The organism is Pseudomonas shirazensis (genome assembly GCF_014268785.2).
Taxonomy (GTDB): domain Bacteria; phylum Pseudomonadota; class Gammaproteobacteria; order Pseudomonadales; family Pseudomonadaceae; genus Aquipseudomonas; species Aquipseudomonas shirazensis.
Genome location: NZ_JABWRD020000001.1, coordinates 19,571 through 41,223, shown reverse-complemented (window position 1 = coordinate 41,223; position 21,653 = coordinate 19,571). Strand labels below are relative to the sequence as shown.

The window sequence follows — 21,653 nt, the reverse complement described above, 5'->3', positions numbered from 1 at the left end:
CGGGTCGCGAGCGCTGGCGCTAGGGCCAGGCCGGTCAAACAGCGACCAGGCGCACGCTGGCACCTTCACCGACGCCCAGGGCATCGGCCGCTTCACTACTCAGGCTGACCGGCTTGCCCGGCACCCAGTCCAGCTCCAGCAACACGGCGCGGTAGTCCTGCAACTGGCCATTGCAGACCAGGTACGAGCGGCCACCCTTGACTGTGGCCTCGTCGAGCTTGACCGGGACTACTCGGCTCTGGCTGATCGAGCGGATCCCCGAGGCACGTGCGTGCAGGGTCGGGCCACCGTCGAAGATGTCGATGTAATGCTCGGTCTCGAAGCCTTCACGCATGAGGATGTCGAAGGTGATCTGCGCCCGCGGATGCACCTGCCCCATCGCCTCCTGAGCGTTGTCCGGCAGCAGCGGTACATAGATCGGATAATGCGGCATCAGCTCGGCGAGGAAGGTCCGGCTCTTCAGCCCGCACAGGCGCTCGGCGTCGGAATAGTTCAGGTCGAAGAAGTTACGCCCGATCGAATCCCAGAACGGCGACTCACCCTGCTCGTCGCTGTAGCCGACGATCTCGGTAACCACCGAGTCGGCAAAGCGCTCCGGGTGGGCGGCCATGAACAGCAGGCGGCCGCGCGAATTGAGCTCGGCAAAGCCGCTGGCCACCAGCTCCGGCAGCACGTAGAAACTGGTAAGCAGGCTGTTGCCGGTGAGGTCGTGGCACAGCGACAGGACGTGGATCTTGTTGTGAATCTTCAGCTCGCGCGATGCATGCACAAAGGTCTCGTTACGAAAGCTGTAGAACGGCTCCGAGTAGCCCGCCGAGGCGACGATGGCCGAGCAGCCGGCCAGCTTGCCGGTGCTGGTGTCTTCGAGCACGAAGAAGTAGCTCTCTTCGCCATTGAAGCTGACCTCGGCGGCAAATGAGGTTTCCGACGCGGCAATCTTGTCGCCCAGACGCGCAGCGTCATCAGGCAGCGAAGTGACACCAACCGGGCTGTCCGCAGCCATGCGCTGCACTTCATTCAGGTCAGCCATTTGCGCGGGGCGCATTACCAGCATGGTGTCACTCCTTTCGGGAATACGGGCCGCACAGCGTGGTGCGGCAAAACGGCGGGTGCCCGTCTGAGACAAGGCACCCGCGCTGGAATTCTGCTGTCGCCGCTGGCACTGCTGACAGCGGCGACAGAATCGCTGTATGTCAGCCTTGCAGCAGCTTGGCTACCGCGCGTTCGAAGCGGTCCAGGCCTTCGTCGATATCGGCATCCTCGATGACCAGGCTTGGTGCAAAACGCACTACATCCGGGCCAGCCTGCAACACCATAAGGCCTTCTTTCTCGGCGGCGTTGAGCACGTCCTTGGCCTTGCCTTTCCAGACATCGGTCAACACGCAGCCGATCAGCAGGCCGACACCGCGGACGAGGCTGAACAGCTCGATCTTCTCCAGGCGTGCCTTGAAGCGCTCGTGCTTGGCAGTGACAGCGGCCAGGGTCTGCGGGGTGTTGATCACATCCAGTACTGCACAGGCCACGGCGCAGCCCAGCGGGTTGCCGCCGTAGGTAGTGCCATGAGTACCGGCGACCAGATGCTTGGCAATGTCGTCGGTGGTCAGCATGGCGCCGATCGGGAAGCCGCCGCCCAGGCTCTTGGCGCTGGAGAGGATGTCCGGGATCACGCCGTAATGCTGGTAGGCATACAGGTGGCCGGTACGGCCAACCCCGGTCTGCACTTCGTCGAAGATCAGCAGCGCGTTGTGCTCGTCACACAGCTTGCGCGCACCTTCCAGGTAAGCCAGGTCAGCCGGCACTACGCCGCTCTCGCCCTGGATCGGCTCGATCACCACCGCGCAGGTCTTGTCGGAGATCTGTGCCTTGAGCGCTTCAAGATCGTTGTACGGCACATGGCTGATGCCGGTGATCTTCGGGCCGAAGCCGTCGGAGTACTTCGGCTGGCCACCGACGCTGACGGTAAACAGAGTGCGACCGTGGAAGCTGTTCACGGTGGAGATGATTTCATGCTTGTCCGGGCCGAAGCGATCATGGGCAACCCGACGGGCCAGCTTGAACGCAGCCTCGTTGGCCTCGGCGCCGGAGTTGCAGAAAAACGCCTTGTCGGCAAAGGTCGCGTCGACCAGCTTGTGCGCCAGACGCAACGCCGGCTCGTTGGTGAACACGTTGGATACGTGCCAGAGGGTATTGGCCTGCTCGGTCAGTGCCTTGACCAGCGCCGGATGGCAATGACCCAGGGCGTTTACCGCGATGCCGCCGGCAAAGTCGATCAGTTCGCGACCCGCCTGGTCCCAGACTCGAGAGCCCTCGCCTCGCACCGGAATGAACGCCGCCGGGGCGTAGTTGGGAACCATGACCTGGTCGAAATCGGCACGTTGCACCGGGGCTTGCTCAACGGACATCTGAGTCTCCTGAAGAGAAACGCTGGCCTGGGATTGGCGAGCGATGGGGGGATTGTAAGGACTGATCAGCGCCTGTCCTTGCGGCCAAGCGACAACTTGTTACAGCGCCAAACCGTGTTTCAAAGAGGTTTTCGGCAATGCGACAAACACTGTCGCAATCGCGCAGTGTAAAGGAGCAAGGAACTGTCGGGGAGAGGTGGCGGGTAATTGAGAGAACAGTTGTTCACATGACTACTAGGGCCGTGCAACGGCCCCAATATGCTACTTGTCGACCGAAGGCGCCGAACTAAGCTCGAACGGGCTGTTATTGCGCCGCTGGTTACGGTCTTCACGCGGCGTCGCGCCGAAGAAGTTGCGGTAGGCGCTGGAAAAATGCGGCCCCGACGAGAACCCGCATGACAGGCCGATCTGGATGATCGACTTGCTGGTCTGCATCAACATCTGCCGCGCCTTGTTCAAGCGCAGCTCAAGATAATACTGGCTCGGCACGCGATTGAGGTACTGCTTGAAGATCCGCTCCAGCTGGCGCCGCGAGACGCACACATGCTGGGCGATCTCATCGGTGGTGAGCGGCTCTTCGATGTTGGCTTCCATCAACAGCACAGCCTGGGTCAGCTTGGGATGGCTCGAGCCAAGGCGGTTCTGCAGCGGGATACGCTGCCGCTCGCCGCCCTCACGAATACGCTCGACCACCAGTTCTTCGGACACCGCACCCGCAAGCTCGGCGCCATGGTCACGGGCCAGCACGGCCAGCAACAGGTCGACTACGGCCATGCCGCCACAGGCCGTCAGGCGATCACGGTCCCAGTCGAACAGATGGCTGGTGGCAATCACCTTGGGGAAGCGTTCGGCAAAATCATCCTGCCAGCGCCAGTGCACCGCGGCGCGATAGCCATCGAGCAGGCCGAGCTGCGCCAGCGGGTATACACCTGCCGACAGCCCGGCAATCACGCAACCGCTGCGAGCCAGCTGCTTGAGCCCGGACGACAGCGCGGCCGTGACCGCCTGCGGCGGCTCGTCAGCCAGCACGAAGAGCTTCTGGAAACCTTCGAGCCGACCATTCCAGGCCTCGCCCGGCAACTGCCAGCCCTGCCGCTCGCCAGGTTCAGCCTGGAGAAACACCAGATCGTAGATAACTTCCGGATGTACCCGCTGGGCCACCAGCAGTGCTTCTTCGGCCAGGGCCAAGGTCAGCGGCCGGGTGTTGGGCCAGATGAGAAAGCCGATACGCTGGGTGGTCATAGGGCGTGGTCCGAAACCTGAGAAGAGGTGGCGTCAGTTGCGCCGGGGATGGCTGCGCTCGCTGCGCAGCATGCCCTATTCTGGTGCAAAGGTGCAGCGTTACTTCAAGCTGCCCGAGAGAAACTGCTGGAGCCGTTCCGACTGCGGATTGACCAACACCTCACGCGGATTGCCACGCTCCTCGACGATGCCTTTATGCAGGAACACCAGCTGATTGGAGACCTCGCGGGCAAAGCCCATTTCGTGGGTCACCACGACCATGGTGCGGCCCTCCTGGGCCAACGACTGCATGACCTTGAGCACATCACCGACCAGCTCCGGGTCGAGTGCCGAGGTCGGTTCGTCGAACAGCATCACCTCCGGCTCCATGGCCAGCGCACGGGCAATCGCCACACGTTGCTGCTCACCACCGGACATATGCCCAGGGTAAGCGTCCTTGCGGTGCGAGACGCCGACCTTGGCCAGGTAATGCTCGGCTTTCTCCAGGGCTTCTTTCTTGTTCATGCCGAGCACATGCACCGGCGCTTCGATGATGTTCTCGAGCGCGGTCATGTGCGCCCACAGATTGAAATGCTGAAACACCATCGACAGGCGCGAACGCATCCGCTGCAACTGGCGCGGATCGGCTGCCTTGAGCGCGCCTTCCTTGCCGGCAACCAGCTTGAGTTCTTCGTTGTTGAGCAGAATCTTGCCCGCATGCGGTTGCTCGAGCAGGTTGATGCAACGCAGGAAGGTCGACTTGCCCGAACCGCTGGAGCCGATGATGCTGATCACATCGCCGGCCTTGGCCGCCAGGGACACGCCCTTGAGCACTTCATGGCTGCCATAGCGCTTGTGCAGGTCTTGGACTTCGAGTTTGTACATGCTGTCGGTTCTCACAGAGCGGTCAGTGCTTGCGCGGCGCCAGGTAGCCCAGCCAGCGGCGTTCGGCCATCTTGAACAGGCGCACCAGAATGAAGGTCAGGCACAGGTAGAACACACCCGCGGTGATGTAGGCCTCGAAAGGCAGGTAGTACTGGGCATTGACGGTACGCGCCGCGCCGGTGATGTCGATCAGGGTCACGATCGAGGCCAGGCTGGTGGTCTGCAGCATCATGATCACTTCGTTGCTGTACTGCGGCAGCGCGCGGCGCATGGCCGACGGCAGCAGGATACGGCGGTACATCTTGTAGCGCGACATGCCCATCGCCTTGGCAGCTTCGATCTCGCCGTGGGGCGTGGCCTTGAGGCTGCCGGCGATGATTTCAGCGGTGTAGGCGCTGGTATTGACAGCAAACGCCAGGCACGCGCAGAAAGTCGCGCTGGACAGCCACGGCCAGAAGATACTCTCGCGCACTGCCTCGAACTGAGCCAGGCCGTAGTAGATCAAGAACAGCTGCACCAGCATTGGCGTGCCACGAATGACATAGGTGTAGAGCCAGGCCGGCACATTCACCAGCGGCTGCTTGGACACCCGCATCAGCCCCAGCGGTACCGCTGCCAGCAAACCGAACAGCAGCGAGAACGCCAGCAATTTCAGGGTCGTCAGCAAGCCGCCCAGGTACAGCGGCATGGCTTCCCAGATGACGTTGTAGTCAAAGATCATAGTTCTGCCGCCTTGACGCCTACCGAGTAGCGCCGTTCAAGGTATTTCAACGCCAGCAGCGAAACACTGGTGAGCACCAGGTACAGCGCAGCCACCGCCAGGAAGAAAGTGAAGGGTTCGCGGGTGGCATCAGCCGCCTGCTTGGCCTTGAACATCATGTCTTGCAGACCGACCACCGAGATCAACGCGGTCGCCTTGGTCAATACCAGCCAGTTGTTGGTGAAGCCCGGAATGGCCAGGCGGATCATCTGCGGCACCATCACCCGGAAGAACACCTGGCGGCTGCTCATGCCGTACGCCACACCGGCTTCGGCCTGCCCTTTGGGGATACCCAGGAACGCGCCGCGGAAGGTTTCCGACAGGTACGCGCCAAAGATGAACCCCAGCGTACCGATACCGGCAGCCAGCGGGTTGAGGTCGATGTAGTCGTCATAGCCCAGCAGCGGCGCCAACCGATTGAGCAAGTCCTGGCCGCCGTAGAAAATCAGCAGGATCAACACCAGATCCGGGATGCCGCGGATGACCGTGGCATACATATCGCCGAGCCAGGCCAGCCAGCGCACCGGCGACAGGCGCAGCGCCACGCCGATCAGACCGAGCACGATGGCCAGGGCCATCGACGACAGGGCGAGCTGTAGCGTCAGCCACGCCCCATCGAGGATGACTGCCCCGTAGCCTTTCAACATGATTGGGATTCCTCAGACCTAGGGAATGAAAAATGGTGCAAACCTCAGAGCCTCTGCTGTTTGCACCATTGCACAGTTGCGGTCCGACGTCTTACTTGGCCTCAGGCCCGTAGATGTCGAAATTGAAGTACTTGTCCTGGATCTTCTTGTACTCGCCGTTGGCGCGAATCGCGGCAATGGCAGCGTTGATCCGATCAAGGTTGGCCTTGTCCCCCTTGCGCACGGCGATACCAATGCCGTCGCCGAAGTACTTGGCGTCGGTGAAGGCCGGACCTACAAAGGCAAAGCCCTTGCCGGCGTCGGTCTTGAGGAAGCCGTCTTCGAGCAGAGTGGCGTCGGCGACAGTGCCATCGAGACGACCGGCAGCGACATCCAGGTAGATTTCGTTCTGGGTACCGTAAGGCACGACAGTTGCGCCTTGCGGGGCCAGTACTTCATTGGCGAAGCGGTTGTGGATCGAGCCGCGCTGCACGCCGATCTTCTTGCCCTTGAGCTCCGCCAGCGAGTCGCTGACGGTGGTGCCGTCTTTCATCACCAGACGTGCCGGGGTCAGGTAGTAGCGATTGGTGAAGTCGACCGACTTCTTACGATCGTCGGTGATCGACATCGACGACAGGATCGCGTCGATCTTGCGCACCTTGAGTGCCGGGATCAGGCCGTCGAACTCTTGCTCGACCCAGGTGCACTTGACCTTCATCTCGGTGCACAGGGCATTGCCGATGTCGTAGTCAAAGCCGGCAATGCTGCCGTCAGGCTGCTTGAAGGCAAATGGAGGGTAAGCGGCCTCGATACCGATTTTCAGCGGTTTTTCATCGGCGTGCGATACCAGGGAAAACACGGACAGCGCCAGGGCGCCAAGCAGTGCAAGCTTCTTCATCAGGTAACTCCATCGGTACGGGGCAATACAAGGCAGGGGGGTAACAGCTGCCCGAATGCGAATGGGTACAACGCAAGCCGCGAGAGGTATCGACTAGGGCCGCAGACCACGAGCGAGTGAGTGGCATTCTAACGACAGCCCGTTAGTCGATATTTCTTCAAAGCGACAACTAGTTATAGAAGCGCATGAAACAGTAGCGGGCGACATTGACAGCCCTTACGATTTATGCAAGAGCAAAAAGGAAACAACCTGTTAACTAAGCAATAAGTGCGCCCATTATTGGCAAAGCCTTGTAATACGGCAAGTGCAGCGTGTCATCGGTTTTGCTGACAGCCATGGCAGCCCTGTTTTGGGGCTCGAGTGGGTAGTCACGCCCCGCCTTGGTGCGGAGGCGGTGACAGAATCGGTTACCGATGAATGTCGAAGTAACAGAATGCAAAAACCCCGCCGAAGCGGGGCCTTGAGGATTGAGGGCTGCTGCGCGCGCCCTCCGATCCGATTGATCAAGCCGAAGCTAGGTTCATCGACTTGTGCGTATCGATCAAATGCTGCACCACACCAGGGTCGGCCAAGGTCGAAATATCACCCAAGGCATCGTACTCAGCCGTGGCGATCTTGCGCAGGATCCGCCGCATGATCTTGCCCGAGCGGGTCTTCGGCAGCCCTGGCGCCCACTGGATAACATCCGGCGAAGCAATCGGGCCGATCTCCTTGCGCACCCAGTTTTTCAGCTCAAGGCGCAACTGCTCGCTAGGCTCGGTACCGGAATTGAGGGTGACATAGACGTAGATTCCCTGCCCTTTGATGTCGTGCGGCACACCCACCACCGCCGCCTCGGCGACCTTGGGATGAGCGACCATCGCGCTTTCGATCTCGGCGGTACCCATGCGGTGGCCGGAAACGTTGAGTACGTCATCCACACGACCGGTGATCCAGTAGTAGCCATCTTCATCGCGACGGGCGCCGTCACCGGTGAAGTACATGCCGCGGAAGGTCTTGAAGTAGGTGTCGACAAAGCGGTCATGATCGCCATACAGCGAGCGCGACTGGCCTGGCCACGAATCGAGAATTACCAGGTTACCCTCGGCCGCACCATCGATCAGGTTGCCGAGGTTGTCGACCAGCGCCGGCACCACACCGAAGAACGGCCGCGTCGCCGAGCCCGGCTTGAGGCCAGTCGCACCTGGCAGCGGGCTGATGAGGATGCCGCCGGTTTCGGTCTGCCACCAGGTGTCGACGATCGGGCAACGGCCTTTGCCTACGGCCTGGTGGTACCAGTTCCAGGCTTCCGGGTTGATCGGCTCGCCGACCGAGCCGAGCAGGCGCAGGCTTGAGCCATCGGCGCCTTCGACTGCAGCCTGCCCCTCAGCCATCATTGCGCGGATCGCGGTGGGTGCGGTGTAGAGGATATTGACCTTGTGCTTGTCGATGATCTTCGACACACGAGTGATGTCCGGATAGTTCGGCACACCCTCGAACAACACGGTGGTAGCGCCGTTGGCCAGCGGGCCGTAGACGATGTAGCTGTGGCCGGTGACCCAGCCGACGTCGGCGGTGCACCAGTAGACTTCGCCCGGGCGGTAGTCGAATACCCGCTCATGGGTCAGCGCGGCGTAAACCATGTAGCCGCCGGTGGTGTGCAAGACGCCCTTTGGCTTGCCGGTGGAACCTGAGGTGTAGAGGATGAACAGCGCTTCTTCGGCGCCCATTTCTTTCGGTGCGCAATGGCTCGAAGCAACCTTCATCAGGTCTTCGTACCAGATATCGCGATGCTGGTGCCAGGCGATGTCGCCACCGGTGCGCTTGCAGACGATGATCTTCTGCACGCTGCTGGTCTCCGGGTTGGTCAGCGCCAGGTCGACGTTGCCCTTGAGCGGGGTACGGCGACCGCCACGCAGGCCCTCGTCGGCAGTGATGACGATCTTCGACTTGCAGTCGATGATCCGCCCCGCAAGTGCTTCTGGCGAGAAGCCACCGAACACCACCGAATGGATCGCACCGATGCGGGCACAGGCCAGCATGGCGACCACAGCTTCGGGGATCATCGGCATGTAGATGGTCACCACGTCACCGCGGTGCACGTCCTGGCCACGCAAGGCGTTGGCGAATTTGCAGACCTGCTCGTGCAGTTCGCGGTAGGTGATGTTGCGGCTCTCGGAAGGGTCGTCGCCCTCCCAGATGATTGCTACCTGATCGCCACGCTCTTCAAGGTGACGGTCCAGGCAGTTGTAGGAAACGTTGAGGGTGCCATCGGCGAACCATTTGATATCGACATGATGGTCGTCGAACGAGGTTTGCTTGACCTTGGTGAACGGCTTGATCCAGTCCAGCCGCTGAGCCTGCTCGCGCCAGAAACCATCGGGGTTGATCACCGATTGCTGGTACATGGCCTTGTAGGTGGCCTCGTCGGTCAGGGTGGTCGCCGCAACCTCGGGACGAACGGGATACAGTGGAGCCGCACTCATCTGTGATACCTCGGTGTAATAGTTGTTTTTGTATGGAACCGTTTTTAACTGTAACAGAGTGCTCAGGGCCATTCGACGTTGGTAGTAGCGCCCCCCTCCTTTACCCACTGCTCCCTCAGCGATGGCTCTAGATCAGCCATGCCAGCACTTCGCCAGTCTGGTCACAGCACAGCGGCGCGGGATTGTTACAGAATCTGCCAACAGTCTTTATCAAAACCCGCTCTGTTTCAGCCGTACACCGCGGCCTAAAATTCATCTTGCCAACAACGGCAAGGCGATTAACTTCCGACAGTTCCCCCCACCCGGCAGGTGTTAATCCCAAGATAATTAAAACCCTTGATTATCGTTTTACGCGCAGCGTCACACGCGCTGCGTGCACCCTCTCGCCCCTGTATAGGTAAATCGAACATGAAAGCGTTACTGGTATTGGCACTTGGCACTCTTTGCAGCACCGCGGCACTGGCCGACGACCTTGCAAACAACGCCAAGCAGATCCCGGTTGAACAGTACAACTACTCGCAGCACCTGGACATCGCCCGCGTTATCTCGATGAGCGCGGTGCCCAATGTCTGCGAAGTGGTACCAGCCCGCATGACCTATGAAGACTCGCAGGGCCAACAGCACATTCTTGAATACCGAGTGATGGGCAACGGCTGCTCGAACGGTTAAGCAGCATGAAACAGGGGCCCGCAAGGCCCCTTTCGCTTAATCCGCACTATTGATCCGCTGATTTACCTAGCGCATATTCTCGCAACTTATTGGCGATGGTCGTATGTGAAACGCCCAAGCGTTTACCCAACGCACGGCTACTTGGAAACTCCGCCAACAATGACTCCAACACCGCCCTTTCAAAACGCCCGACAATATCAGCAAGTTGCCCCTCCAGGGAAAACTCGCCCAACGGTTGGCGCACACCATAATCCGGCAAACGGATATGCTCACTTTTAACCACACCGCCCTCACACAATGAAACGGCTTGAAACAGTACGTTCTCAAGTTGGCGCACATTGCCCGGCCAATGATAGTGCGCGAGTTTATCCATGGCCGCCGACACCAACTTGGGTAGTGGGCAGCCAATCTGCCGACTGGCTTGATCCAGAAAATGCTCGACCAAGCCGTCCAGCCCATCCATGCATTCACGCAGCGGCGGAATGTGCAGCGAGAGCACGTTCAAGCGGTGGTACAGGTCTTGGCGGAACTCACCCCGCGCGCACAACTCGGACAAGTCCACCTGGGTCGCGCAGATGACCCGTACATCCAGGTATACCTCTTCATCACTGCCGACCCGACGAAAGCAGCCGTCCTGCAAAAAGCGCAGCAGCTTGACCTGCAGACGCGGGCTCATCTCGGCCACGCCATCGAGAAACAGGGTGCCGCCTGCGGTCAGCTCGAGCAGACCGAGCTTGCCCTCGGCGCGGGCGCCTTCGAATGCACCCGGGCCGTAGCCAAACAGCTCGGTCTCGGCCATCGACTCCGGCAAGCCGGCACAGTTGAGCGCCATCAACGGCGCCTGACCGCGCGGGCTGGCCAAGTGACAGGCGCGCGCCAGCAGCTCCTTGCCCGTGCCGGTTTCACCTTCAATCAACAGCGGCGCATCCAGAGGCGCCATGCGCCGCGCCTCGCGCACTACCGCCGCCATTACTTTCGAGCTTTGGAAGATACTGTCAAAGCCTCGCAGCTCCTGCTTGCGCACATTGTAGATACGCTCGCCGATGCGGTCGGCGCGGTGCAGGGTCAACACAGCACCGGCCAGCGCTTCGCTTTCATCGTGCTCGGACTGCAGCGGGGCGATATCTGCCAGAAACACATCGCCCTTGAGCTTGACCCGCAGGCCGTTGATCCGCGACTGGTTGGCGCGGACCAGCTCAGGCAGGTCAAAGTCCTCGACATAGCGCGCCAGCGGCAAGCCCGGCACCTCGTCCACACGCACGCCCAGCAGCTGCGCGGCGGCGCGGTTGGCGGCGACGATGCTGCCGCCCATGTCCACCGACAGCACCGGAAACTCGAGCGCGCCCAGCAGTGCGTTGAGCTCCATGTGCCGGCGCTCACTGGGCATCAGGCCGACCCGCTTGACTCCGAATACGCCAGTGATGGCTTCGAACTTGGGCCGTAACGCCTGAAACTGCAGGTTCACCAGGTTCGGGCAATGTAGATAGATCGCATTGCCATGATCGCCGCCCACCTCTCCCCGCAGCACGTTGATGCCGTACTCCACCAGCAGGTTGAGTATGTCTCGCAGGATGCCGATGCGGTTCTGGCAATGCACTTTGATACGCATGTAGAGGTCTCGAAGCTGCCGATTTTTAACCGGCATGCAGAAAAAGTCGTAAAGATAAGCTGACAAAAATAGCGCTTTGCTACCGCGCATGGCCGTGATTTTCCGGGAAAACAGGTATTTTGTAAAATTAACGTTACGAAACTGCAGGCAGAAGAGGGTTAACGTGCGCGTTAACCCGATGCAAAACCTTCGGCAACGGGATATTCCTAAGGGCAGTCGCAATCAAAACAATAAAGCCCTCACCAGGAGAGCCACATGAAACAGGCGCACTACGTGGCCCGCGAGCCCGATGCGAACGGTTTTATCGACTACCCGCAAGACGAGCACGCAGTCTGGAATACCTTGATTACCCGCCAGTTAAAGGTAATCGAAGGCCGTGCGTGCCAGGAGTACTTGGACGGCATCGAGCAGCTCAAGCTGCCCCATGAGCGCATTCCCCAGTTGGGCGAGATCAACAAAGTGCTTGGCGCCACCACGGGCTGGCAGGTTGCACGCGTGCCGGCATTGATCCCGTTCCAGACCTTTTTCGAACTGCTTGCCAGCAAGCGCTTCCCGGTGGCTACCTTCATCCGCACCCGTGAAGAACTGGACTACCTGCAAGAGCCGGATATCTTTCATGAAATCTTCGGCCACTGCCCGCTGCTGACCAACCCATGGTTCGCCGAATTCACCCACACCTATGGCAAGCTGGGCTTGGCTGCCACCAAGGAAGAGCGGGTGTACCTGGCCCGGCTGTACTGGATGACCATCGAATTTGGCTTGATGGATACCGCGCAAGGCCAACGTATCTACGGCGGCGGCATCCTCTCCTCACCCAAGGAGACCGTCTACAGTCTGTCCAGCGAGCCTGAGCATCAGGCTTTCGACCCGATCGAGGCGATGCGCACGCCTTATCGCATCGATATCCTGCAGCCGGTGTACTTCGTCCTGCCCAACCTCAAGCGCCTGTTCGACCTGGCCCATGAAGACATCATGGGAATGGTCCACCAAGGCATGCAGCTGGGCCTGCACGCACCCAAGTTTCCACCCAAGGTTGCTGCCTGAAGCCACCTTGACGATAACAACTCGAATTGGAACCACACCATGAATGCCTTGAACCAAGCCCACTGCGAAGCCTGCCGCGCCGACGCCCCGCAGGTCAGCGAAGCCGAACTGCCCGAGCTGATCCGGCAGATTCCCGACTGGAACATCGAAGTGCGTGACGGCCATATGGAGCTGGAACGGGTATTCCTGTTCAAGAACTTCAAGCACGCCCTAGCCTTTACCAATGCCGTTGGCGAAATCGCCGAAGCCGAAGGCCACCACCCTGGCCTGATGACCGAATGGGGCAAAGTCACTGTGACCTGGTGGAGCCATTCGATCAAAGGTCTGCACCGCAATGACTTCATCATGTGCGCCCGCACCGATGAAGTAGCCAAGAACGCCGAAGGCCGCAAGTAACCTGCCTGGCAGCGCCCGCAGAGGCCGTAGACTCTGCGGGCGCTTGCCGTTTCAGCTGCATCCCCGCCCACGTGCTCTGTCCGATATCCGCCCGCTAGCCGACAGCTGATCGGCAAAAAGTTCAAACTGTCATGTCGACTGCTGTATCCTGCCCAAGCTTTTTCAAAGCCACACACGCGCCTGGCGCAGCCTTTTCAACTCACACTTGCGAGGACGACGAGATGCATGAGATCCCGAATCATCCCTTCCCAAGCCTGAACCCCGAAGAGCACACCGTTGCCGCCCACTCTGAACCGACGCCAGCCGTCGAGCAGAATGGCGACGATACATCCAGCGCTGATCAGGAATAACCGCGCACGGCAGTGTGAAAACGGCTGAACACGGGAAACCCCACTTCATCACGTTTTCACACCGTCCAGAGTGCCGCTGGCAAGCCCAGCCTCATCAGCCAGACCTGCCGCGCCCTCCTGCGGTCACCTCTCCATGACTCCCCCCACCTAGCTGAAATTCAGCGCAGGACAAACTGCAGCACGACTTCGAGCGGATGGCGCAACTGCTTGTCAGCCAGGCGTTTGACCTGACTGCGGCAGGAATAGCCAGTCGCCAGGGGCTCGCCCTGTTTATCCAGCCTGGTCGCCCACGACTGCTCGAAGATAGTCCGTGAGGTCTGCTGGTTGCGCGCCTCATGCCCATAAGTGCCAGACATGCCACAGCAGCCGGTGGCCTCTGTGACCAATGTCAGGCCCATACGGGCGAAGACCTGCTCCCATTGCCGAGTGCTGGCCGGTACGTTGGTTTTCTCGGTACAGTGCGCCATCAGACGGAAGCTGGCGCCATTGGCTGACACTTGCTCAGGCAGCACATCAATCAGCCACTCCTGCGGCAACAGCACTTTCGGGCAGTCCTGCAGCCCCTCGACCTTCTGGTATTCCTGGCGATACACCAGGGTCATGGCCGGGTCCAGCCCCACCAATGGCACGCCACAGTCGGCCAGCGCCTTGAGCTGGCTGCCGTTGCGGATCGCCGCCTTGGCGAACGCACCGAGGAAGCCCTGCACGTGCAGCGGCTTGCCGTTGGCGCTGTAGGGCGCGAGGAAAACACGGTGGCCGAGGCGATGGGCAAGCTCGATGAATGACGCCAGCAGCGGCGTTTCGAAGTAGCGGGTGAAGGCATCCTGCACCAGCACGATGCTGCGCTCGCGCTGGGCGGGGGTCAGTTCGCGCAGGGTCGGCACAGTGGCCATCTGCACACGGCAACGGTTCAGCGTCGACTGGAAGTTGAAGCGGCTGATCAATGGGCTGTCGACCATGCCGACTTTGTCGGCCAGCAACTTGCTGACCCACTTCGAGCCCATCACCGCGTTGTACAGGCCCGGCGCGTGGGCCAGGTACGGGATGCTGAATTCCAGCGAGCCAATCAAGTAATCGCGCAGTGGCCGCTGATAACGGCCGTGGTACAGCTCAAGGAAGCGTGAGCGGAAGTCCGGCACGTTGACCTTGATCGGGCACTGCCCTGCGCAGGACTTGCACGCCAGGCAACCGGCCATGGCGTCGTACACCTCGTGGGAAAAGTCGACCTCCCCCTGCTGCTGTGCACGGTTGTTGCGCAGCCGCGTCGGCAAGCCCTTGAGCCAGGAGACCTTGCTGCGCGCTGCGGCCAGCACGTCGATATCCGCCGCCCCTTGCAGGCGCAGCCACTCGCGCATCAACGAGGCGCGGCCCTTGGGCGAATGCTGGCGCTCGCGGGTGGCCTTCCAGGACGGGCACATGGCGTCGTTGGGGTCGTAGTTGTAGCAAGCGCCGTTGCCGTTGCAGTGCACCGCGCTGCCAAAGCTCTGCCAGACGCGCTCGTCGATGGTCCGGTCGAGGTCGCCACGCAGGGTCACGCCATCGACCTTGGTCAGGCCTTCGGCGCTGTCCGGCGGCGTGCAGATCTTGCCTGGGTTGAGCTGGTTGTGCGGATCGAACGCGCCCTTCAGGCGCTGCAAGGCTGGGTACAGCGCGCCAAAGTACTCCGGCACGTATTCCGAACGCAGGCCCTTGCCATGCTCGCCCCAGAGCAGCCCACCGTAGCGCTTGGTCAACGCTGCCACTGCATCCGAGATCGGCTTGACCAGTGCGGCCTGGGCCGGGTCTTTCATGTCCAGTGCCGGGCGCACGTGCAGCACGCCGGCATCGACATGGCCGAACATGCCATAGGCCAGGCCATAGCTGTCGAGCAGCGCGCGAAACTCTGCAATGTAGTCAGCCAACTGCTCAGGCGGCACGGCGGTGTCTTCGACAAACGGCTGCGGGCGTACTTCGCCCTCGACATTGCCCAGCAGGCCGACCGAGCGCTTGCGCATGGTGTACACGCGGGTGACTGCCTCGGCGCCCTCGGCCAGGGTGTGACCGAGCCGTTCTACACCTCTGTCAGTCTGCAGATGGCCGATGAAAGCTTGCACCCGGGCATTCACCTCGGCAGGGTCATCACCGCAGAACTCGATCAGGTTGATGCCCAGGGTTGGCCGCTCGGCATCCGCCGGGAAGTACTCGGCGACGCTGTGCCAGACGATATCCTGCATCGCCAGCAGCAGCACCTTGGAATCGACCGTTTCAATCGACAGCGGCTTGTGCGCCATCAGCGCATTGGCATCGCGCAGAGCATCCATGAAGCTGCTGTAGCGCACGTTGACCAGCACTGCGTATTTAGGGATCGGCAGTACGTTGAGCTTGGCTTCGACCACATAGCCCAGCGAACCCTCGGCGCCGCACAGCACGCTGTTGAGGTTGAAGCGGCCCTGCGCGTCGCGCAGGTGCGCCAGGTCGTAGCCGGTCAGGCAACGATTGAGCTTGGGGAAGATGGTCTCGATCAGCTCGGCCTGGGTTTCATGAATGTCGCGAGCAATGCGATACACCTCACCGGCCCGGCCGGGTGCGGCACAGGCCTGCTCCAGCGCAGCGTCATCGATCGGCAGGCTGTGCAGACGTTCGCCGCCGAGCAGCACGCTGTACAGTTCGAGGACGTGGTCGCGGGTCTTGCCGTAGGTGCAACTGCCCTGGCCGCTGGCATCGGTGTTGATCATGCCACCAACGGTGGCGCGGTTTGAGGTAGACAGCTCGGGGGCGAAGAACAACCCGTGCGGTTTGAGCGCAGCATTGAGCTGGTCTTTGACCACACCCGCCTGGACCCGCACCCAACGCTCTTCGACGTTGATCTCGAGGATGTTGTTCATGTGCCGCGACAGGTCGACGATGATGCCATCGGTCAGCGACTGGCCATTGGTACCAGTGCCGCCGCCGCGCGGGGTCAGCTTGATGCCGGCAAAGCGCGGCTCGCTCATCAGTTTCGCGACCTTGGCCACGTCATCTGCGTGCAAGGGGAACACCGCCGCCTGCGGCAGGCGCTGGTAGATCGAGTTGTCGGTCGCGAGCACGGTACGGGTGGCGTAGTCGGCGCTGATCTGGCCGGCGAAGCCACTGCCACGCAGGGCTTGGAGGAATTCTGGGTAATTAGCGGCAGGCGCGCTGGTGTGCAACTGGGCGATCATCGTTGGATGGCCTCTTGATATGGGCTGATTCACGGTAAACCTGTCATTGCGGCATGCATCGCGCAGACACTGATGACGAATAGGTCAATGTTCCTGTAGTTTGCCGCTGGGGGCAAACGGATTTTCCTGCCGCTATTGATGAGTTTTATGAATGAATTACCGCCACCTTACGCCATCGATGTCACTGCTGCTGGCCTTCGAGGCAGCGGCCCGGCATGAGAGCTACACCCGCGCCGCCGCCGAACTGTCGCTAACCCAGAGCGCGGTCAGCCGTCAGGTCCAGGCGCTGGAGCAGCAACTGGGCCTGACCCTGTTTCGCCGCGAGGGCCGTCAGGTGCAGCTCACCGACGTCGGTCGGCTGTACCAGGGCGAGCTCAGCGAGGCGCTCGGGCGCATCCGCAGTGCGACCTTGCAGGCCCTGGCCTACCAGTCCGGCGTGGGCACGCTGCGGCTGGCCACCCTGCCCACCTTCGGCTCGAAATGGCTGCTGCCACGCCTGCATGAGTTTTACGCGGCGCACCCGGGCATGCTGGTGCATATTCATTCGCGCATCGAAGCGATCAATTTCGACACCAGCGAGATCGACGCCGCCATCGGCGTGGCCAGCAATGACTTGCCTGGGCTGATCTGCCATCGCCTGCATGCCGAGCAACTGCTGGTAATCTTGCCGCCGGACGCAGCCCGCGATGGCCAGCAGTGGGACCCAACGCGGATCAGCCAGGAAGTACTGCTGAACGTGGCCAACAACCCTCATGCATGGGGCGAATGGTTCTCCCATCAGGAGCTGCCACACCGATCGATGCGCCTGGGGCCGAGCTTCGAGCTGACCTCGCACCTGATCCAGGCGGTGCGCGCTGGCATCGGCATTGGCCTGGTGCCGCGGATTCTGGTCGATGAAGAATTGGCCAAGGGCGAGCTGTACAGCCCGGGCGCAGCCTTTGCCAGCCAGCGCAGCTACTACCTGATCTATCCGCCGCGCAACGAAGCGTTGCCCTCGCTGCGGGCATTCCGTAGCTGGTTGCTGGCGCAGATCTGAACCGCAGCCAATAAAAAACCCGATGCCAGTGATCTGACATCGGGTTTCGGGTAAAGCCCGTGACCGTTTACTTGGCCACGCTCTCTACAGCTGCCTCGGCAGGACCGGCACGTTTGCCGCCCTTGAGGACATAGGCCAGGTACATCACCAGCAGCCATACCGGGATGGCGTAGACCGACACCTGGATACCCGGGATCATCAGCATGGTGCCGAGGATCAGCACGACAAAAGCCATCACCAGGTAGTTGCCGTAGGGGTACCACAACGCCTTGAACAGCGGTTTCTGGCCAGTACGGTCAAGGTGCTGGCGGAACTTGAGGTGCGAGAAGCTGATCATCGCCCAGTTGATCACCAGCGCGGCCACTACCAGCGACATCAGCAGCTCGAGCGCATGCTGCGGCATGAAGTAGTTGAGCAGCACCGCTACCAGGGTGACCGCTGCCGAAGCCAGAATCGAACGAACCGGCACGCCGCGCTTGTCGATCTTGGCCAGGCCCGCTGGCGCATCGCCCTGCTCGGCCATGCCGTAGAGCATGCGCGCATTGCAGTAGGTGCCGCTGTTGTACACCGACAGCGCCGCGGTCAATACCACGAAGTTGAGCAGGTGCGCAGCAACGTCGCTACCCAGCAGCGAGAACACCTGCACGAACGGGCTGCTGCCGTAGCTGCCGCCGGCGGCTTCGATGCTGGCGACCAGGGTATTCCAAGGCGTCAGCGAGAGCAGGATCACCAGTGCACCGATATAGAAGATCAGGATGCGGTAGATGACCTGGTTGATAGCCTTGGGGATGACGGTTTTCGGCTTGTCAGCCTCGGCCGCCGTGAAACCGAGCATCTCCAGGCCGCCGAACGAGAACATGATGATCGCCAGCGCCATCACCAGCCCCGTGACGCCATTGGGGAAGAACCCGCCATGCACCCACAGGTTGGTGACCGACGCTTCCGGGCCGCCACTGCCCGAAGTGAGCATGTAGGCGCCCAGGCCGATCATGCCGACAATGGCCACGACCTTGATGATCGCGAACCAGAATTCGGTCTCGCCGAACACCTTCACGTTCATCAAATTGATGGCGTTGATCAGCAGGAAAAACGCCGCCGCAGTGACCCAGGTAGGGATCTCGGGCCACCAGTAATGGACATACTTGCCCACTGCCGACAGCTCCGACATGCCCACCAGGATGTACAGCACCCAGCAGTTCCAGCCCGACAGGAAGCCGGCAAAACCGCCCCAGTACTTGTGCGCAAAGTGGCTGAAGGAGCCTGCCACAGGCTCCTCGACAATCATCTCGCCGAGCTGGCGCATGATCATGAAGGCAATGAAGCCGCAGATGGCGTAGCCGAGGATCATCGACGGGCCGGCAGACGCCATCACTCCGGCTGAGCCGAGGAACAGGCCGGTACCAATTGCGCCGCCGAGGGCGATCAACTGGATGTGGCGGTTTTTCAGGCCCCGCTTGAGCTCGCCTGACTGCTTGATTTGTCCACTCATGAACGAAGTCACCTGCTTGTTTTTATCTGTGACGGAATCGGACCCACCGCACTCGTGGCGCAGCGGAATGGGCAAGGTGGTTACCTTGGATTTTTTCTGGATTCACCGGACGCGACGGGCAACATGGCCCAGGATCGGTCAGCCGGGAGTCAGCAGAAATGCGCGGTACGCAAGGGGGTCACAGGTAAAACGCGGCGCATTGTATACCCTCGCAAGCGCGCAGGCGTCAACGCGATGCGTCATTTCCTGTAGGAAAAGCGCACCGATCCGGTGGGAAGAGCCAGTTGTGGCGAACTGATCGGCGTACATTGCGCCTCCATTTGTTGTTTTATTAGCCGGGCTCTTTGGCCGGGCTGTGCACAGGGCATGGGGCTATATCAGCGTGTTGCGGAGCACTGGGCAAGGGGCTGGTTGGGTGCAGGGAGGGCCGTGGGGCGGGGGTTTGGCAAGTTTGCGTTACGCGGTGAGCGTTTGCTTGAGGAATCGGGCGATTCCGTAAGGATTTCTTTACGAGGCGGATGGAAAAGTTGCCAGGCATTGCGCTTGGGTTCGCCATCGAAACAACTGGGGCCGCAAAGCGGCCCCAGATCACACGCTATCAGCCCCGCGGCTTGCCGCGACCACCGCCAGCAGGCTTGCCGCCGGTTGGGCGACCGCCACTAGTGCGGGCACCATCAGGCTTGTTGGTGCGCTTGCGTACATCGCTCGGACGCTCGGCTACCGCACTGGCGGCCGGGGCACGGCTGCCCTTGCGCGCAGCCGCGCTGTCTTCACGCGGCGCACGGGCCGGGCGCTCGGCCTGGCCTTCCTGCGCCGGGCGCAGATTGCGTACGCGTTCGCCACGGCCCAGCGGACGGCTGGACTTGCGCTGCATACGTTCCATCTTGTCCTTGGCCTTGAGGTTCAAGGTCGGCAGCGCAACCGGCTGCAGGCCCACTTCAGCGGCAAGGATGTCGATTTCGTACTGGCTCATTTCGCGCCAGCGACCCATTGGCAGGTCGGAGTTGAGGAACACCGGACCGAAGCGCACACGCTTCAGACGGCTGACGATAACCCCTTGCGACTCCCACAGGCGACGTACTTCGCGGTTACGGCCTTCCATCACCACGCAGTGGTACCAATGGTTGAAGCCTTCGCCACCCGGCGCTTTCTGGATGTCGGTGAACTTCGCCGGGCCATCTTCAAGCACTACACCAGCCTTAAGGCGGTCGAGCATTTCGTCATCGACTTCGCCGCGCACACGTACCGCGTATTCGCGGTCCATCTCGTAGGATGGGTGCATCAGGCGGTTGGCCAGTTCGCCGTCAGTGGTGAACAGCAGCAGGCCGGTGGTGTTGATGTCGAGACGACCGATGTTGATCCAGCGGCCCTCTTTCGGGCGTGGCAGGCGATCGAACACGGTTGGACGGCCTTCCGGGTCGTCACGGGTGCAGATCTCGCCATCTGGCTTGTTGTACATGATCACCCGGCGGGTGGCCTCGGAGGCCTCCACGCGCTTGATCAGCTTGCCATCGACCGAGATCGCGTCATGCATGTCGACACGCTGACCAAGGGTCGCGGCAACGCCGTTGACCTTGATTCGGCCCTGGCTGATCCAGGCCTCGACATCCCGACGCGAGCCCACGCCGATGCGGGCGAGAACTTTTTGCAGTTTTTCGCCGGATGGAGGAATAGGTTGGGTATCGAGCAGCTCTTTGTCACTCATCTGGGCACCTCCCGGTGTAAGAATGAAATGCGGTATCTGGCCACGAATGGGCCAGAGGGGCGCGCACTATACGCGGTTCATCAGCCAAGCGCACTGCAGAGTAGCGCCTTTTACGCAGGCAGCCAGGCTTTGCGCCGAACGGTCAACTCAGTTCGGCGTCATCTTCGGGCAACGGATCAGGCTGCGCCTCGGGCAGGTCTTCAAAATCAATTTTCAGACCTTCTTCCATCGCATCCAGCTCGACCAGCAGGCTGCGGAAGCTGGTCTCGGTCGGCGGCTCGCCCACCTCTTGCTCGCCCAGGCTGGCATCAGCCAACGCCTGCAGATGCGCCGGCACCGGGGCGTCGTCCGGGTCAAGCAGGGGCTCGGGCTCCATCTCGCGAAGCTCGGCCAGGGCTGGCAACTGGTCAAGGCTCTTCAGGTTGAAGTGATCGAGAAACGCCTTGGTAGTGGCAAACATCGCTGGGCGCCCCGGCACTTCACGGTAGCCGACGATGCGGATCCACTCGCGCTCCATCAGCGTCTTGACGATGTTGGTGTTGACCGCCACACCACGCACGTCTTCGATCTCGCCGCGAGTGATGGGCTGGCGATAAGCGATCAGCGCCATGGTTTCGAGCAGGGCCCGCGAGTAACGCTGCGGCCGTTCTTCCCACAGCCGGCCTACCCAAGGCGCAAAGTTCTCGCGGATCTGCAGGCGATAGCCACTGGCGACCTCTTTGAGCTCAAAGGCGCGGCCATTGCAGGACTTGGCCAGCAGTTCGAGGGCCTTCTTGAAGACAACCGGTGCCGGACGCTCGGTTTCATCGAGCAGCTCGTACAGCCGTTCAAGCGATTGCGGCTTGCCCGAGGCCAGCAGAAAAGCCTCGATCAGCGACGCCAGGTCGCGCGGTTCATTCAGGTTCATTGGAGTTGGGTC

Annotated in this window: 18 protein-coding genes; 5 read left to right on the top strand and 13 right to left on the bottom strand. The window is 61.2% G+C overall.

What is annotated here, in order from left to right:
* Nucleotides 1-34: 34 nt before the first annotated feature.
* From aruF to acs, 8 genes are all read right to left on the bottom strand, one after another.
* Nucleotides 35-1,054, bottom strand: a complete 1,020-nt coding sequence (gene aruF / locus HU736_RS00185; protein WP_103436604.1) for an arginine/ornithine succinyltransferase subunit alpha — start codon at nt 1,052-1,054, stop codon at nt 35-37.
* Nucleotides 1,055-1,193: 139 nt separating this feature from the next.
* Nucleotides 1,194-2,402, bottom strand: a complete 1,209-nt coding sequence (locus tag HU736_RS00180) for an aspartate aminotransferase family protein (RefSeq protein WP_103436603.1) — start codon at nt 2,400-2,402, stop codon at nt 1,194-1,196.
* Between the two features lie 261 nt (nt 2,403-2,663).
* Nucleotides 2,664-3,644 (bottom strand): transcriptional regulator ArgR, encoded by a 981-nt coding sequence (argR, locus tag HU736_RS00175; protein WP_103436602.1) that lies wholly within the window; start codon nt 3,642-3,644, stop codon nt 2,664-2,666.
* A gap of 99 nt (nt 3,645-3,743) precedes the next feature.
* The gene (locus HU736_RS00170) at nt 3,744-4,508 is read right to left on the bottom strand and encodes an ABC transporter ATP-binding protein (RefSeq protein ID WP_101317710.1); all 765 of its coding nucleotides are present in this window, start codon (nt 4,506-4,508) and stop codon (nt 3,744-3,746) included.
* Between the two features lie 22 nt (nt 4,509-4,530).
* On the bottom strand, nt 4,531-5,229 hold the full coding sequence (locus HU736_RS00165; protein WP_101317708.1) for an ABC transporter permease: 699 nt from the start codon (nt 5,227-5,229) through the stop codon (nt 4,531-4,533).
* Nucleotides 5,226-5,915, bottom strand: coding sequence for an ABC transporter permease (locus tag HU736_RS00160; protein WP_101317706.1), 690 nt, complete (start codon nt 5,913-5,915; stop codon nt 5,226-5,228). Before HU736_RS00160 ends, HU736_RS00165 begins: the two co-directional genes overlap by 4 nt.
* Before the next feature lie 91 nt (nt 5,916-6,006).
* Nucleotides 6,007-6,792, bottom strand: coding sequence for an ABC transporter substrate-binding protein (locus HU736_RS00155; protein WP_101317704.1), 786 nt, complete (start codon nt 6,790-6,792; stop codon nt 6,007-6,009).
* 503 nt (nt 6,793-7,295) lie between these two features.
* Nucleotides 7,296-9,257 carry an acetate--CoA ligase gene (gene acs / locus HU736_RS00150; protein ID WP_186698573.1) on the bottom strand — a complete coding sequence of 654 codons (1,962 nt, stop codon included), beginning with the start codon at nt 9,255-9,257 and terminating at the stop codon, nt 7,296-7,298.
* A gap of 408 nt (nt 9,258-9,665) precedes the next feature.
* Between acs and HU736_RS00145 the strand changes: the two genes are divergently transcribed.
* On the top strand, nt 9,666-9,926 hold the full coding sequence (locus HU736_RS00145) for a DUF2790 domain-containing protein (RefSeq protein ID WP_101317702.1): 261 nt from the start codon (nt 9,666-9,668) through the stop codon (nt 9,924-9,926).
* A 46-nt stretch (nt 9,927-9,972) separates the two neighbouring features.
* Here HU736_RS00145 and HU736_RS00140 read toward each other — a convergent pair whose 3' ends face one another.
* Entirely contained in the window at nt 9,973-11,535 is a 1,563-nt protein-coding gene (locus HU736_RS00140) for a sigma-54-dependent transcriptional regulator (protein ID WP_103436599.1), read from the bottom strand.
* Nucleotides 11,536-11,790: 255 nt separating this feature from the next.
* Between HU736_RS00140 and phhA the strand changes: the two genes are divergently transcribed.
* From phhA to HU736_RS21940, 3 genes are all read left to right on the top strand, one after another.
* A complete protein-coding gene (gene phhA / locus HU736_RS00135) occupies nt 11,791-12,579 on the top strand; it encodes a phenylalanine 4-monooxygenase (RefSeq protein ID WP_186698571.1) in 789 nt (262 codons plus the stop codon).
* 39 nt (nt 12,580-12,618) lie between these two features.
* The gene (locus HU736_RS00130) at nt 12,619-12,975 is read left to right on the top strand and encodes a 4a-hydroxytetrahydrobiopterin dehydratase (protein ID WP_101317695.1); all 357 of its coding nucleotides are present in this window, start codon (nt 12,619-12,621) and stop codon (nt 12,973-12,975) included.
* Between the two features lie 221 nt (nt 12,976-13,196).
* Nucleotides 13,197-13,325, top strand: coding sequence for a hypothetical protein (locus HU736_RS21940; protein WP_258035074.1), 129 nt, complete (start codon nt 13,197-13,199; stop codon nt 13,323-13,325).
* Nucleotides 13,326-13,483: 158 nt separating this feature from the next.
* Here the strand turns inward: HU736_RS21940 and ydiJ are convergent, their stop codons facing one another.
* A complete protein-coding gene (gene ydiJ, locus HU736_RS00125) occupies nt 13,484-16,504 on the bottom strand; it encodes a D-2-hydroxyglutarate dehydrogenase YdiJ (protein ID WP_186698569.1) in 3,021 nt (1,006 codons plus the stop codon).
* Nucleotides 16,505-16,655: 151 nt separating this feature from the next.
* Here ydiJ and HU736_RS00120 point away from each other — a divergent pair, with 151 nt between their 5' ends.
* Nucleotides 16,656-17,540, top strand: a complete 885-nt coding sequence (locus HU736_RS00120; protein WP_103436596.1) for a LysR substrate-binding domain-containing protein — start codon at nt 16,656-16,658, stop codon at nt 17,538-17,540.
* 67 nt (nt 17,541-17,607) lie between these two features.
* Here the strand turns inward: HU736_RS00120 and HU736_RS00115 are convergent, their stop codons facing one another.
* The 3 genes from HU736_RS00115 to scpB all read right to left on the bottom strand — a co-directional run bounded on the left by HU736_RS00115 (nt 17,608) and on the right by scpB (nt 21,641).
* Nucleotides 17,608-19,029, bottom strand: coding sequence for an amino acid permease (locus tag HU736_RS00115; RefSeq protein ID WP_186698567.1), 1,422 nt, complete (start codon nt 19,027-19,029; stop codon nt 17,608-17,610).
* Nucleotides 19,030-19,627: 598 nt separating this feature from the next.
* Nucleotides 19,628-20,734 (bottom strand): 23S rRNA pseudouridine(2605) synthase RluB, encoded by a 1,107-nt coding sequence (gene rluB / locus HU736_RS00110; protein WP_103436594.1) that lies wholly within the window; start codon nt 20,732-20,734, stop codon nt 19,628-19,630.
* Nucleotides 20,735-20,876: 142 nt separating this feature from the next.
* Nucleotides 20,877-21,641 carry an SMC-Scp complex subunit ScpB gene (gene scpB, locus HU736_RS00105; protein ID WP_186698565.1) on the bottom strand — a complete coding sequence of 255 codons (765 nt, stop codon included), beginning with the start codon at nt 21,639-21,641 and terminating at the stop codon, nt 20,877-20,879.
* Nucleotides 21,642-21,653 lie beyond the last annotated feature (12 nt).